The organism is Streptomyces sp. AM 4-1-1 (assembly GCF_029167625.1).
Lineage (GTDB): Bacteria > Actinomycetota > Actinomycetes > Streptomycetales > Streptomycetaceae > Streptomyces.
In genome coordinates, this window is sequence record NZ_CP119145.1 from 2,903,868 (window position 1) to 2,917,397 (window position 13,530).

Annotated in this window: 13 protein-coding genes and 4 pseudogenes; 9 read left to right on the plus strand and 8 right to left on the minus strand. The window is 67.3% G+C overall.

The window, feature by feature from the left end; all coding sequences use genetic code 11:
• The first annotated feature begins 29 nt into the window (after positions 1-29).
• A complete protein-coding gene (locus PZB75_RS12300; protein ID WP_275538929.1) occupies positions 30-872 on the plus strand; it encodes a hypothetical protein in 843 nt (280 codons plus the stop codon).
• On the opposite strand, the pseudogene PZB75_RS12305 reads toward PZB75_RS12300, so the two are convergent.
• Positions 869-1,018: pseudogene (locus PZB75_RS12305) on the minus strand (helix-turn-helix transcriptional regulator); the annotation flags it as partial. The gene PZB75_RS12300 and the pseudogene PZB75_RS12305 overlap by 4 nt on opposite strands.
• A 400-nt stretch (positions 1,019-1,418) precedes the next feature.
• On the opposite strand from PZB75_RS12305, the gene PZB75_RS12310 reads away from it, so the two are divergent.
• On the plus strand, positions 1,419-2,168 hold the full coding sequence (locus tag PZB75_RS12310) for a DUF4232 domain-containing protein (RefSeq protein ID WP_275535349.1): 750 nt from the start codon (positions 1,419-1,421) through the stop codon (positions 2,166-2,168).
• A gap of 145 nt (positions 2,169-2,313) precedes the next feature.
• Here the strand turns inward: PZB75_RS12310 and PZB75_RS12315 are convergent.
• Positions 2,314-2,427 (minus strand): annotated as a pseudogene (locus PZB75_RS12315) (alpha/beta hydrolase); the annotation flags it as partial.
• On the opposite strand from PZB75_RS12315, the pseudogene PZB75_RS12320 reads away from it, so the two are divergent.
• From PZB75_RS12320 to PZB75_RS12335, 4 genes and pseudogenes are all read left to right on the plus strand, one after another.
• A pseudogene (locus PZB75_RS12320) lies at positions 2,421-2,504 on the plus strand (DUF397 domain-containing protein); the annotation flags it as partial. The pseudogenes PZB75_RS12315 and PZB75_RS12320 overlap by 7 nt on opposite strands.
• 654 nt (positions 2,505-3,158) lie before the next feature.
• Entirely contained in the window at positions 3,159-3,599 is a 441-nt protein-coding gene (locus PZB75_RS12325) for a hypothetical protein (RefSeq protein WP_275535350.1), read from the plus strand.
• Positions 3,600-3,684: 85 nt separating this feature from the next.
• Positions 3,685-4,434 carry an ATP-binding cassette domain-containing protein gene (locus PZB75_RS12330; protein WP_275535351.1) on the plus strand — a complete coding sequence of 250 codons (750 nt, stop codon included), beginning with the start codon at positions 3,685-3,687 and terminating at the stop codon, positions 4,432-4,434.
• Positions 4,435-4,487: 53 nt separating this feature from the next.
• A complete protein-coding gene (locus PZB75_RS12335; protein ID WP_275535352.1) occupies positions 4,488-5,687 on the plus strand; it encodes a hypothetical protein in 1,200 nt (399 codons plus the stop codon).
• A 296-nt stretch (positions 5,688-5,983) separates the two neighbouring features.
• On the opposite strand, the gene PZB75_RS12340 is transcribed toward PZB75_RS12335, so the two are convergent.
• Both PZB75_RS12340 and PZB75_RS12345 read right to left on the minus strand, forming a co-directional pair.
• Entirely contained in the window at positions 5,984-6,790 is an 807-nt protein-coding gene (locus PZB75_RS12340) for a hypothetical protein (RefSeq protein ID WP_275535353.1), read from the minus strand.
• 834 nt (positions 6,791-7,624) lie between these two features.
• Positions 7,625-7,879, minus strand: coding sequence for a hypothetical protein (locus PZB75_RS12345; protein WP_343286289.1), 255 nt, complete (start codon positions 7,877-7,879; stop codon positions 7,625-7,627).
• Here PZB75_RS12345 and PZB75_RS12350 point away from each other — a divergent pair.
• Positions 7,879-8,099: pseudogene (locus PZB75_RS12350) on the plus strand (DUF397 domain-containing protein); the annotation flags it as partial. The gene PZB75_RS12345 and the pseudogene PZB75_RS12350 sit on opposite strands and share 1 nt — an antisense overlap.
• 222 nt (positions 8,100-8,321) lie before the next feature.
• On the opposite strand, the gene PZB75_RS12355 reads toward PZB75_RS12350, so the two are convergent.
• The gene (locus PZB75_RS12355) at positions 8,322-9,509 is read right to left on the minus strand and encodes an MFS transporter (RefSeq protein WP_275535354.1); all 1,188 of its coding nucleotides are present in this window, start codon (positions 9,507-9,509) and stop codon (positions 8,322-8,324) included.
• 215 nt (positions 9,510-9,724) lie between these two features.
• Here PZB75_RS12355 and PZB75_RS12360 point away from each other — a divergent pair, with 215 nt between their 5' ends.
• A complete protein-coding gene (locus PZB75_RS12360; RefSeq protein ID WP_275535355.1) occupies positions 9,725-10,579 on the plus strand; it encodes a helix-turn-helix transcriptional regulator in 855 nt (284 codons plus the stop codon).
• Positions 10,580-10,592: 13 nt separating this feature from the next.
• Here PZB75_RS12360 and PZB75_RS12365 read toward each other — a convergent pair whose 3' ends face one another.
• Positions 10,593-10,973 (minus strand): VOC family protein, encoded by a 381-nt coding sequence (locus PZB75_RS12365; RefSeq protein WP_275535356.1) that lies wholly within the window; start codon positions 10,971-10,973, stop codon positions 10,593-10,595.
• Between the two features lie 531 nt (positions 10,974-11,504).
• Between PZB75_RS12365 and PZB75_RS12370 the strand changes: the two genes are divergently transcribed.
• On the plus strand, positions 11,505-12,050 hold the full coding sequence (locus PZB75_RS12370) for a hypothetical protein (protein ID WP_275535357.1): 546 nt from the start codon (positions 11,505-11,507) through the stop codon (positions 12,048-12,050).
• A gap of 272 nt (positions 12,051-12,322) precedes the next feature.
• Here PZB75_RS12370 and PZB75_RS12375 read toward each other — a convergent pair whose 3' ends face one another.
• Both PZB75_RS12375 and PZB75_RS12380 read right to left on the minus strand, forming a co-directional pair.
• The gene (locus PZB75_RS12375) at positions 12,323-12,490 is read right to left on the minus strand and encodes a hypothetical protein (RefSeq protein ID WP_275535358.1); all 168 of its coding nucleotides are present in this window, start codon (positions 12,488-12,490) and stop codon (positions 12,323-12,325) included.
• A gap of 220 nt (positions 12,491-12,710) precedes the next feature.
• The gene (locus PZB75_RS12380) at positions 12,711-13,502 is read right to left on the minus strand and encodes a maleylpyruvate isomerase family mycothiol-dependent enzyme (protein WP_275535359.1); all 792 of its coding nucleotides are present in this window, start codon (positions 13,500-13,502) and stop codon (positions 12,711-12,713) included.
• Positions 13,503-13,530: the final 28 nt, after the last annotated feature.

A 13,530-nucleotide genomic window follows, 5' to 3' on the forward strand; every position in this document is an offset into this window, starting at 1 on the left:
TCCCATGGCTCCCGGAACCACCGCCGGTCGTGTCCGCCGTTCCGCCCCGCTTCCCCGTGCCCGCCGTCGCCCCCTTCGACGGACTCGACGTGGTGCCGGAGGGCGACGGGCTCCCGGACCTGTCCGCCGACGATCCGGAAGGCGTCGGCGCGCTCGCGGACCGCGAGGCATCCGTGTGCTGCGGCCCGGCGGGCTCCCCTGCGTGTCCGGCGGCGACGGTGTCGTCGCCCCACGAGCCGGACATCCTGCCGACGAGGAGGGTGGTCGGCACGGCGAGCGCCACGACCGCGGCAGCGGCGAGCGCGATCCGCGTCGGCCTGCGCAGACGCCGCCGCTCGGGAGCGCTCGCGGTGCTTACGGGGTTCCCGGAACTGGGGTTTCCAGCGCTGGGGATGGGGATGGGGATGCCGGAACTGGGAGTGCCAAAACTGGGGTTTCCAGTGCTGGGGGTGCCGGAACTGGCCTTCCCGGAACTGGGGCCGCCGCCGCTCCCGCCGTCGGACACGGTCCCTTCCGCAGGCGCGGGCACGGGCGCGGACGCGGACGCGGACGCGGACGCGGACGCGGACGCGGACGCGGACGCGGACGCGGACGCGGACGCGGACGCGGACGCGGACGCGGACGCGGACGTTGGTACGGACGCGGAAGTGGGCGCGGGTGCCGGCGCGCCTGTCGATGCGGCCGGGCCCGCTGCCACCGGCCGGGACGCGCCGTTCGCATCCGCACCACCCGCACCACCCGCCGCACCCGCCGCACCCGTGGTGGCCCGGCGTCTCTTCGCCTCGTCCGCCAGAATCCACTTCCGGTGCAGCTCCACCAGCTCGTCCGCCGACGCGCGGCACAGCCGGGCGAAGCGCTCGACCGGCGCGTAGTCATGGGGGATCGCGTCGCCGTTGCAGTAGCGGTGCACCGTGGACGTGCTCATGTGCAGCTTCCCGGCCAACGCGCCGTAGCTGAGCCCGGACCGCTCCTTGAGCCCCCTGAGCAGCTCCGCGAAGTCCTGGATCTCCGTGCTCACCGCGACCGTCCCCCTTCAGTTCCTTCCCGGAACGGCGTTCCAGGCAGGTTGCGTTCCCGCAGGTCAGAGTATGGATGACCATTCCAGCGTCCCGTACCGCCCGACAGCCGTTGCCATCGAATCCCGGGGCCGCGCAAGCTGTGGACACACCGCGGCGTTCCCCGCGACCCGTACACCCCACACCCATCCGTCCCGGGAGCAGCCGTGCGCACTCGCTTCGATCTCACCCTGACCGACGTGGTGGCCGTGGGCGTGCTGATCGCTTCCGTCGCGACCGTCATCGCGCTCCTGTTCCACCTGTGACCGCTCGTCATCTTCCAGTACAGCCGCCTGCGTCCCGGGCCGCCAAATCGGCGCCCCGCAGCGCGACCTTCATCTTCCGAACGGGGAAATACACATCATGCGTGCCTTCCGCCTCCGCCGTACCGCCCGTCACGCCGCCCTCGGCACGATCGCACTGGTCGCCGCCCTCTCGCTGACCGCCTGCCAGGAGGACGACAGCGCGACGCCGAAGAGTTCGGCCCCGGTCGCGGACATCTCCGCCCAGCCGTCGGCCGACACCTCGGCCGACCCGGGTTCGGCGACGCCTTCCGCCCCGGCCGACGCCGACAAGGGCAAGGACACCGCGGGCTCCGGAACCGGTTCCGGCAGCAACGAAAGCGGCGGCGTCGCCACCAGGCCCGTCGTCGACCAGGGCAGGAGCGGCGGCAAGAAGGACAGCGGCGTCGTCACCACGGCGTGCAACGGGACGAACAGCAAGCTGTCGATCGCCCGCGTTTCCCGTCCCGTCAACCACATGCTGCTCACCCTCACCAACACCGGCTCACAGCCCTGCAACGCCTACCTGGCGCCGTACCTGAGGTTCGGCGAGGCGCAGTCCGTCCCGCCGTTCGTGGAGGACAGCAAGCCGCAGGCGGTCGTCACGGTGGCCCCGGGCGAGTCCGCGTACGCCGGCGTCCGCACCTCGTCGGCTGACGGCAGCGGATCGAACGGTTACGAGACCAAGTCCCTGGCCGTCGGCTTCCAGGGCCGCAACGGCGGCAACAGCGGCTCGCCCGTCAACGTCCCGATGAGCAAGAGCGTGTACGTCGACGACACGTTGGCCGTCACCTACTGGCAGACCGAGATGTCGGACGCCCTCATGTACTGAGCCTCACGTATCCGAGGCAAGGAGACGGTACCCACTGACAAGGCCCCCCGAGCAGGCAGCCGACCGGCCTGCTCGGAGGGCCTTGTGCCGTTACGTCACCGCCAAGACCCCCGGGGTGCCCGGCGGGCGACCTCCAGGGCCCCACTCAACGCCCCTTCCCGGCCTCGTCGACGAGAATCCGCGCCAGCTCGCGCGGCCGGGAGAACATGGGCCAGTGCCCGGTGTCCATCTCGACCAGCCGCCACCGCTCGCCTTGAACGGTTCAAGTCGAGCTACAGCGGCGACAAGGGTGGCGCGCGCCTCGAAGTGGCCCATGTATGGCGCAAGTCCAGCTACATGTAGGGATCGCGCCGTGCCGAACTCCGTCATGGCGAGCATCAGGGTTGTACTCCGTCAGTTTGTGTACCTGAACAATGCCCTCAACGGAGTTGAGTGAACAATCCCCCATCAACTCACCCTGCTTCATCAGGGACTCTGCAGAGCTAAGGGCTCTGTCGCACCTTTCGGTGATGTGTGTGTAGTTGGTGTCGTTGACCTGCACAGCGAGATCTGCGGTGTGGCCGATCCGCGAGGCTAGGTGACACGCCTGTACCGCTCGGGCGCCTCGGGGCAGCCGACCATGGAGGGCACCCACCCCCTGGCTTCAGGGGTGGTCACTCTGGCCGAATGGACAGGCGCACAGCGCGTTGGGACACGCGGCAAAGTAACTGAGGTTTCCTGGGCGGCAGTTGGAGCGGCGCTCCCGCATATGAGAGCAGGACCAGCCACCCTTCGCCGAGCCCATAATCGAACGTAGGGGCTACCGCGAACGCGCCGCGTAAGCATATGATCACCAACCGAACGCAACCTTCACGGTTGCTTCACCATGCACAAAGAACCTGCCCCTTCGGCATGCTCGCCGAAGGGGCAGGTGCCGCGACGGGATTGGGCCCGTCGCGGCGGCGAGACCGCATGGGCCTCAAAACGCGATCCACACATAGGGAGTGAATTGTGCGTTCCGTCAACAGAGTACACAGAGGGGCGGTTGCCGTCGCTGGTGCGGCGGCGATCATCCTCACCATGGCACCTACGGCATTCGCCGAAGGATCCTTCAGCAGTTCCATTTCGGGAGCGATGACGGGCTTCAACTCCCGCTGGTGGACGAAGCAGAAGAACTATGACGCCTCCACGGTGATCAACTTCAAGAACTGCTGGGCAAGCGGCCCTGACACCAGCACGACAGTGCAGCTGACCAAGTACAAGTCGGGTCCTCTTCCTGACGAGAACAGAGGGCAGAAGACGTTCACCGCGTGCTTCGGTGGTGGTACCTCCAGCGGTAACTGGGGCACCCAGCGTGGCGGCGGCGACGAGTACCGCTTCGCGATCATGAAGATCAACGGAAGTACGTCCGGTTACAGTCTCAATGTTTCCTCTCTGTCTGTTTCGTACTAGGAGAACCCCTGGCGGTGTGGGTCCGCCCTGCGGGGTGGACCCACACCGTCAGCCGCGCAGTTCCGACTCTGAACGGTGAACGGTCTTGCCAGTAAGTTTTGAGGAGTGCACCTTCGCCTATCGGCGCAACAGGCCGGTACTGAGGTCGCTCACCTTTGAATTCCCCGAAGGGCGCACAGTCTTCCTCGGCCCAAACGGAGCCGGCAAGAGCACTGTGCTCAGTCTGGCCGCCTCGATGCAGCGACCAGATACTGGAACCGTCAACTACCGGGGCCGCATCACCACCCGACGGGCAGACGTTCGGCCATATCGTGAGCAGGTGGCATGGCTCCCTCAACGCGTTGACTGTGTACCGGGCCTCACCGCCCGCGAACAAGTCGCCTACGTGGGTTGGCTTAAGGGGATGGCACGCTCGGAAGCATGGGACCGATCCCTTCACGCTTTGGATGAAGTCGAAATGCGTGATCATTCCGACCGCAGAGTCTCGGAGCTCTCAGGCGGCCAAGTGCGTCGGGTTGGCGTGGCGCAGTCACTCGTCCACCGCGCCAAAGTTCTACTGCTGGACGAACCAACTGCAGGTATGGACCCCCGTCAACGCCGAGTATTCCACGACATTCTGGGCAGGCTATCAGGTGAAGTTTCCGTGATCCTGTCCACGCATGATGTCAGCGACCTGGACGATGTCTATGACAACGTAGTTGTCCTGTCCGGCGGAGTAATTCAGTTCTGTGGGCCTGTCAGTGATTTCCTGGAGCTGGCGCAAGAGGGCGTCGCGCCAGGGCGCCGAGCGGAGAACGCATATAACGTTGTCGTAGCAGGTGCGCCGTGCGACTGAAGACCATGCTCCGATCGTCCAGTGTCAAGTGGCCCGCTCTCCCCCTACTGTTCATGGTGTGGTGGCTCTCGTCAGATATCAGTCGCGGCACCATCCCCGCCTACTGGCCTGACGGAACCACAGTGGCTGCGTATTGTCTCTTCGTCATTGCACCGGTGTGTGCCGCTTGCGCCGCATGGGAAGCTGGGCGCCTGCGCAAGGGTGGCATTGTTGGGCTCGCACCGGTGCGAAGCCGCTACGTTCTCTTCGCTCAGGCCCTCGTTCCTGTCGCGCTCCTTGGCCTGGTCGCGGTGACGGTCTCGCTGACGGCCGTGCGCTTGACGATGGGCCATGCATTGGGCTGGCCAAGTTTCTCCGTATTGGGCATGATCACAGCAGTTCTTGTCGCCCATATCGTCATTGGGTTTGCCGCAGGAAATACCTTGCCACGCCTGTTGGCTCCGGCACTTGTGTTGGTGGCTGACTATCTATGGATCGCCCTGCCACCCACCTTCAACACCATGTGGGTTCGGCATCTGACTGGTCATCTCGAGACGGGTGTACCTGTCACCGAGGATCTGAACGTGACGTCACTCGTTGCGCCGGCGCTACTTGCGTGTGGCCTTGCCATCGGGGTTATTCTCGTTTCAATGGCACGAAATAGGCGGGCCCTCGGCGCTTTCTTCGGGATCATCTGCGCGTCATCCGCTTGCGCAGTCTCATACTCTCTCGTATCCGACTGGGGCCCCTCCGCTCCTGTCGTACCGAGAGCGGACGCCATGGAGTGCGGAGGTAGCGTTCCCCAGGTCTGCCTTCCACCTGAACTTGCCGGGGCAATCCCCGCGATTGAGAAAGCTGCTGTGGAGGTACTGCCCAAGCTGAAAGCCGCAGGAATCGACACTCCGCAAAATCTCGTCTACGTGTCCCGCGTTACCGGAACGGATAAGAAGACGTGGTCCATGTACGTCTCCCCCTTCTTTTCCGATGACGACGCACGAGCATCCATCGCCGAAGCAGCTCTGCCTACTCTGCCCAATTGCCTTGAGAATACAGATGCCTACGTGGGCGACCCGCGCTCTCTGCGCATCTGGTTGCAGCTCACCGCTGGGGTGCCCTCAACGACGGTGACATACGCATACGGCCCTGATGCGATGAAGCAGGTCGCACCCATCCGCAAGCTCACCCGAGACGACCAGACTGCGTGGTTCCACCGCAACGTGGCCCTGCTTGAACGGTGCGAGCCCGCGCCCGAGACGGTGACTGACACCCCATGACTCTATGGTTCAAGGCCCGTCGCATCCCGCTGCTCATCGTCGCACTCGCCTTGTACGCCGCAGTGGCTTTCGCGGCCGGAGGCCAAATGGCGAGGCTTCCCACGCTTACGTCGTCGGGCACAATCGGTGTCCCTCTCATGCTGTTCGCTCCGCTCCCCGCCTGCGTGGCCCTGATGGTCTGTCTGGACAGCGGATCTCCGGGGCCTGAGGGCACTGCTTCCCGCCGTGTGGCCGGGTACGACCAATTGGTGATTGCCATTAGCGGCCTCGTTGCACTGGGCATTGGATATGCGGTTTCAGCAGTTCGCGCCGCGCCTGTCGCCGAAGCTGCGGGAAGAAACATGCTGTTCTTGACCGGGGTCATGCTTTGTGCCCGTTGGCTGTGGGACGGACGCATTGCGGTGCTGGCCGGTATTACGTGGGTCATCATGGTCACGCTGATAGGCTTCGATGCGATGCGGCAACCTCGCGTTTGGGCCGTCATCGGTCTCCCACCGCGTGATGTTGCCGGTTTCGCCATCTCGTTGTCGTGCTTCGGCCTGGGCATTCTCTTGCTCCTTGCGCACAGGAAACGAAGCAGATTGATGTCCGGCTGAGGAAAGCCCGAAATTTATGGTTATGGTATCAGCGCCTGCCACTCGAAACAGATCTTGCGGAGGTCCGCACTGCCAGGCGAGCTCAGGGCAGTGGTCCACGGGGGAAGTTGCATGATCATCAGTCGAATTCCGAAAAAGCGCCAGCACGGCGACCTTGCGTCCTCGAGATGAGAACTCCGAGGCTTGCTGTGAAGGGCTTACGCGGTCATACCGGCCGATCACCGACAGGGACTGCTGCAAGAGCATTCGCCCGGTAGATGTGAATTCCAAGGACGAGAGAGTCTGCACTATGCGGACTACCGTGGCCCCTTCGACAAGCGACAGCTTCTTTCTGAGGTATTTTCGGTTCCGGGCCAGTCGACGCCGGGTCGCCCAATTGGCCGGCGGCTCCCAGAGCACCGGTTCGTCGATGCCAAGGCGGTTGAGGTGGCCTGCGGCCTGGTCGAGCAGGAAGGCACGCAAGGGAGGGTCTGCCCGGAAGCGCAGGAGGGTCCTGCGCTGCTGCACATCTCTGCTGGACCGAAGGCTCCAGCAGGTGACGTGGTCCCCGGTCATGATGGGCTACAGATATCCGTTGATGGTGTCGAAAGTCAGAGCGGAGTGCTGCCGCCAGCCGTGCTGGGCTGCGAGTTCATCGAATGCGTTTCGGCCGTCGCCGTAGGTCGACTTCTGGAGCGGGCAGCGAGCAGGAGAGCGAAGGGGGTCGGCCGTGTGGCGGGGCCGATGAGGTCGGTGTTGCACGGATTGCGGGCCCAGTCCACTTGGTTGTCGAGGCCACGCGCCATGGTGCATCGGGCCGGACTCGTTACACCGGCAGGATGGCGTCCCGAGGGGTGGGGGCGGTGCCCGCACCCCGGACAGGTCTCGATCAGTAGCCGGGAGCGGCGGGTGCAGGCGAAACTCCAAGGACTGCGCCAGGACGACAGCCAACGGCCGCCACTCTCTGCAAGACACGTGGGGCAGTACCGGCTGCCCTTGTGCCGGCGCCAGTGGGGCGGGGAAGCGAGGCCGCGTGTCTGATGACGGAGGTTCACCGTGATCTTGTCGAACGGTTCGAGGGTCATCCCGCGCAGCACCTGCGGCTCCACGCCGGTGCGCCGGGCGAGGGCCTACAGATCCTCGGGAAGGAGCTTGGTCATCAGGCGCTCGGGGCGGACGCGCGGTAGGTCGACGAAGGCCAGGAAGTCGCGGGAAGTGACGATGAGTTGGCGAGAGTACTCCTCGATCCAGCTGTCGAGCGCCTCCGCCCGGCAGGGGCGCCACGGCCAGCGACAGCCGCTCTCGCGGGAAAGGGATCGGCCCGTTCACGCGCGCCCCTGGCAGCCCGGCCAGGCCGTGTCGTCAGCAGGCCCTCTTCCAGAGCCACCATGAGTTCGCGGCGGGCGCTCTCCGCGCCACATCGTTTTTGACCTTGTCCATCAGTGCGCTGGTCAAACGCTCTTCCTGGGTGCGTACGGCACGGCGGCAGCCTCTGGCGATCAACGTCATCAGCGAGGCGAAGTGACCGGTGGAACGGGCGTACAGGTAGTCGGACAGGTCATAGGCGAGCATCCCCCGGCAGCGACGGCGGCAACTGCCTTGCAGTCGCTTACCCATGGCGCAAGTCGACCTATAGCGGCGACGAGGGCGCCAGTGCCTCGAAGTCGCCTACCACTGGCACAAGTCGACCCACAGCAGCGAGGAGGGCGGCGCCTGCGTAGAGGTCGCCACCCACCCGGCGGCCGTACACGTCCGCGACTCCAAGAACCCCGACGGCCCCACCCTCACCCTGCACCCCACCACCTGGTCGGCCTTCGCCACACACATCGCCACCTGAGCACCACGCCTCACCCAGCACGCTCAAGAGCCTCAGCTCCCCGCCTGCGGCCCCGGTCCGCGACAGCCGGGGCCGCACGGCCCGTGCTCGACGGGTACGTCCCGCCACGGAACACCGTCCGCAACCCGGAACCGTACGCCGCCGACCAGTGCCGCCGGGGCCGGACGGGCGGCCGTCCCGCCCCGCCCCGCCCCGCCCCGCCTGAAGCGACATCACCGTCTCTCAGCGGTGACCGGCAAGAACGTGGCGTTCGCGGCTCGCGAGCGCGCCGGCCCACATCTGCAGGACGAGCAAGCCGATGAGCGCCATGAGTGGGACGCCCCAGCCCTGCGTCGCGGTGTGCAGTGCGCCGAGGCCGACGGGGCCAAGTCCTGCCAGGAGGTAGCCGAATCCCTGGGCCATCATCGAGACGTGGCCGGTGTGCCTGGCGTCGGGCGAGCGCCAGACGATGTACGTGAGGGACAAACTGAGGGAAGCGCCTTGGCCGAGTCCGAGCATGGTCATCCACACGTACGCCCCCGGCAGGGGGGCCGCGGCCAGACCGACGAAGGCCGCACCGGTCAGCACCACGGCGACCGCGACGGGAAGCCACGCCGGACGGGTCCGTTTGGCGATCGCGGGCGTCACGAGTGAGGCGGCGATACCGAGAAAGGCCGAGTACGACAGCATCCAGCCGGCCGAATGCGCGTCCATACCCGCGTCCTGGAACAGGGTCGGGACCCAGGTGAGGGCCGCGTAGAAGCTCATGCTCTGGAGACCCATGAGCGCGGTCACGGCGATGGCGACCGGATCGCGCGTGAGAGCGCGGACGGAGGGCTCGCCGACGTCGGACGGGGCATCGGCGACCACATGGGTCCGAGGGTCACGGACGGGGGTGTGCCGCAACTGCGGGACGAGGACGAGGAAGGCGACGAGGGCGAGAACCGCCCACAGTGCCAGAGTGGGTCGCCACCCGCCGCCGACCAAGGAGAGCAACGGCACCGTGGCGCCCGAGGCGAGGGCGGCGCCGGCGGAGAGCGCGGTCGAGTACAGACCCATCATCAGGCCGACGCGGTGGGAGAAGTCCCGCTTGATCGCGGCCGGCATGATGACGTTGGCGATCGCGATCGACGCACCGACGATGACGGTGCCGATGAAGAGCCCGGCGAGGCTGGGCAGGAGACGCAGGGCGATGCCGGCGGCGAGCGCGATCATCGCCGCTCCGAGGAGTCGATGCAGGCCCAGTCGGCGGCTCAGTGCCGGGGTCACAAAGGCGAAGGCGCCGAATGCGACGACAGGGATGGTGGTGAGGAGGCTGACGACGACTTCGGAGAGGCCGAGGTCTGCCTGGATGTCCGAGAGCACCGGACCGATCGAGGCGACGCCGATGCGCAGGTTGAACGCAGCCGCGAGGAGGCCGACTGCCAACACGACGGTGCTGAGCCTGCCGCGGGCGCCTCTACCGGGCCGTGTTCGCGGGGCCGGTTCCTGGAGGAGGTTGGACACGCTGGTTGTCCTTTCGATCCCCGATCGGCCGGGGAGGGGGCCTTGGGTGGCGCGAGGTCGTCGCCGGGCATGTGGCGCCGAGCCACGACCACAGTCCATCCGAGGACGACCGAGGCGGACAACTGATAACCTGACCGAGGATGCCTGAAAACCGCCACGAGTCGATGCGGCTCGGACACGTCTTCCGCGAACACGTCCTCCTGCTCGGGCACGACGAGCGAACACCCGAGCACACGCACACTCGCGGACATCTGGTGTACCCGGCCACGGGAGTGCTCTCGCTCGTGACCCCGGGAGGTTCGTGGATCGCCCCGTCGAATCGGGTCGTATGGATTCCCGCGAACTTCGAGCACCGGCATCGCGCCCACGGCCGGACCGACATGCGCATCGTCTTCATGGCGCCGAGCCTGGCCGCCCTGCTCCCTGAGCATCCTGCGGTGCTCGTCATGACGCCGCTCGCGCGCGAGGCCATCTTGTCCCTGACCGGCTCCGAGCGCCGCCCTCCGGGCGCCCGCTCGCGTCTGCGCCGGGTGATCATCGACGACATCACCACCGCGCCCGAACAGCCGCTGCATCTTCCCGAGCCCCACGACGACCGGCTCCGGGCCGTTGTCGCTCTTGTGAAGGAGGGGATGTCAACCCCTCTCACGCTCAGCCATCTGGGACATCGGGTGGGCGCCAGCGAACGCACACTCAGCAGGCTCTTCCAGCAGGAGACCGGAATGAGCTTCCCCCAGTGGCGCACACAGCTTCGCGTCCACCACGCACTCCTCCTGCTCACCGCCGAGGTCTCGGTGACCAACACGGCGATCGCCTGCGGATGGGCGAATCCGAGCGCCTTCATCGACGCGTTCACGACACTTGTCGGACAGACACCCGGTCAGTACCAGCGCTCGCTCCGGGAAGACGCGAAGACGGCTCGACCCGGGGACAACCTCCCCACCGGACCCACCGGACTTCGGGGCACACCGCAGGCACCCTGCCCCGAGACGTGACCCCTGGCCGGTGTCAGAGTGGGTTGAGACGGGCCTTGAGCAGGCAGAACACATTGCCTTCGGGGTCGGTCAGGACGTGCCACTGCTCCTCCCCCGTCTGGCCGATGTCCGCCGGGCGCGCACCGAGCTTCAGCAGGCGTTCGAGTTCGGCGCCCTGATCGCGGTCGGTGGCGTTGACGTCGATGTGCAGCCGGGACTTCCCCGGCTCCGGCTCATCCCTGCGACTGAGGATGATCGTCGGCTGCGGACCGCCGAACCCCCCGCGCGGCCCGATCTCCAGCGTGCCGTCGTCCTCGCGATCGAGCACGACGAAGTCCAGGACCTCGCACCAGAACCGCGCCAGCACCTCGGGGTCGCGGCAACCGAGCACGAGTTCACTGATACGACATGCCATGGACGGAACCTGCTCTCAGCCGGGGAACTGTCGGGAAACCGCCGGGAAGACCACACGCGAACCTCAAGGGCTCCCATGCGGTGAAAACGATCCCGCGACCGTACCGAACGAGGCGAGCACGGGCGAACCGTTTTCCGGGCCGGCCCTGTCCGGGCAGCCGGGCAGCCGGGCAGCCGGGCAGCCGCGCAGGGCCGTCGGCCAGGCGGCGGGGAAGCCGACTTCGGGAGGACCGCCCCATCGAGGAGTGCCGTGCCCGCAGCGCGGGCCGCCATCCGTGCCCGCAGCGGCACTCGTACGGCCCGGTTCTCGATTTACGGACGAATACGCACACCGTCCCGAACGGCCGAATCGTTACATCCGCAACGCCTGACCAGGGCATCCGGGCAGGATCGCGCGGCGAACGCGCAGGACGTTGGCCGGTCGGCCCCCGTACGGCGGAAGAATGATGGCCAATTGCACCCTTGGTCCGAACCACGGCGGGACGGAAGTATGTCCGGCGTTGACAGACCGTCCACAAGACAGGGGTCATCCGTGTTGTCACGCATCGCCATCGCAACTGCAACCATCCTGACGGCGGCCGTCGCCGGAACCGCCACCGCCAATGCCGCACCGGCACATCCCGCCGGCAACTGCGTCGTCAACGTCGAGACCGGGAAGTCCCAGTGTTTCGGGACGTTCCGTGAGGCCATCGCGTCCACCACGCACGGCCGCATAACCGACGCCCCGCTGTCCGCCAAGGACATCGACCAGAACCTGGTCGCGCGGCTCAAGGCGTCGTCCAACGCCCTGGGCCCGCAGGACGTCCAGTTCGGCATCGTCTACAAGGACTCGAACTACGGCGGCACGTCCGTCACGTACAGCGCCAGTGTCGGCTGCCAGAGCGGAAACGGCCGGGATTACCAGGCCAACATCGGCGGCAGCATGGACAACGCGGTCAGCTCGCTCACCACGGTGAGCTGCTGGCTGGAGCTGTGGGACTCCCCGAACACGGGCGGCACGCACCAGGAGTACCAGCAGTCGACCTCGTACGTCGGGGACGCGATGAACGACCGGGCGTCCTCGATCGCCTTCCTGTAGGAACCGCCGTCCGGCACATGCGGCCGTGAACGGAACACCAGGCGCTCGGCCGGGACTTCCCGGCCGAGCGCTTCACGTGGACGGTCCCTCGCACCGCGTGTCCGCTCCGGCAGGCCGTGCCGACCGTCCGCTCCGTCCGCTCCGTCCGGCAAGGAAGACATCAGCGCGGTCGCAGACATCACCGTGGCCGCAGACATCACCCCGGCCGGTTCGGCCACGCGGCCGTACGCCCGCCGGAGACGCCCCCCACGCAACCCCGCCGCCCCCGGATGTCAGCCCTTGGGCCCCTTGGTCACGACTGTGGAACCACTGTCCTGGTCGACGGGAGTGACGACCGCCGCCAGACCACGCGCCTTCTCCTCCGGCGACGCATCGGCGAGGTGGACCACGGACCCGCCCAGAGCGAGCACCGCCGCTCCCAGCAGTACGGCTGCCGGCACCCGGCCTGAAGATCTCCGCCTCATCGCAATCCCCTCGTGTTCGGCCCTGTTGCTCTTCCCGCCGCCCGAGGACCGTCCGAAAGGCATCCCGGGCGCCTCCCGAGCGTAACCCCCGCTCCCGCCAACTCACCCCCGTCGGTGGCGAATTGGTCCGCTCCGGCGGGTCACTCCGAAGGATCGGTGAGTCACCCGGGCGCGGCTCGGCCGCCGCACCCGCCGATCATCCGAAGCCGACCTGCTCCAGCCAGGAGTCGAGCAGCCGCTCGTCGCCGAGGACTTCGACGCCCTCGCCGCGGACGGGTCGTCGGCGGTAGACGGCCAGCAGCAGGTCGGTCAGCGGGCCGCGCACGGCCACGGCGGCCTTCTCGTGCGCGCGGCGCCAGGTGATGGTGTCGCCCGTGAGGTCGACCAGCCACTCCGCTGCCGCTTCCGGCGCGGTGTCGGTGGCGTGGAGGTGCACGGTCCGTCCGGGGCCGAGCAGTTCGCGCAGCCCGGAACGGATGTCGAGCATCACGGGCAGCGAACCCAGCTCCATCCACTCGTCGAGGGCGTCGAGGGCGACCTCCTCGGCGACGGTGAACTCCGCGCCGAGCGCCAGGAACGCGTCGGCCCGGTGGATCACCGTCTCGTGCGTGAAGCGCCGGGCGAGGAACGCCGTCGTTCCCCCGGGGACCGGGGACCACACCTCCGCGTCGGGCCCGGCGGCGCTCAGCGTGTCCGCCAGGCGCTCGGCGCCCTCGGTGAGCCAGGGGCCGAGCAGGGCGGGGTCCTCGTCGGTGTAGGCGGACAGGTCACGGAAGTGGTCGTCGGGGGGAGGCTGGGTCGCGCGGGTCCGCGCGATCTCCTCGGCCCAGCGCTGGGCACCACCGAGGTGCCGCAGCAACTGGCCGACGTTCCAGCCGGGACAGGAGGGCACCGGAAGCGTCAGGTCCGCGTCCTCGACGCGGGACGCCAACAACCCGGTCTGCGCGACGATTTCGGCACAGTGGCGGCCGTAACTCAGGTTGGTCATGACGCCACGGTAGACGGCACCACCGACA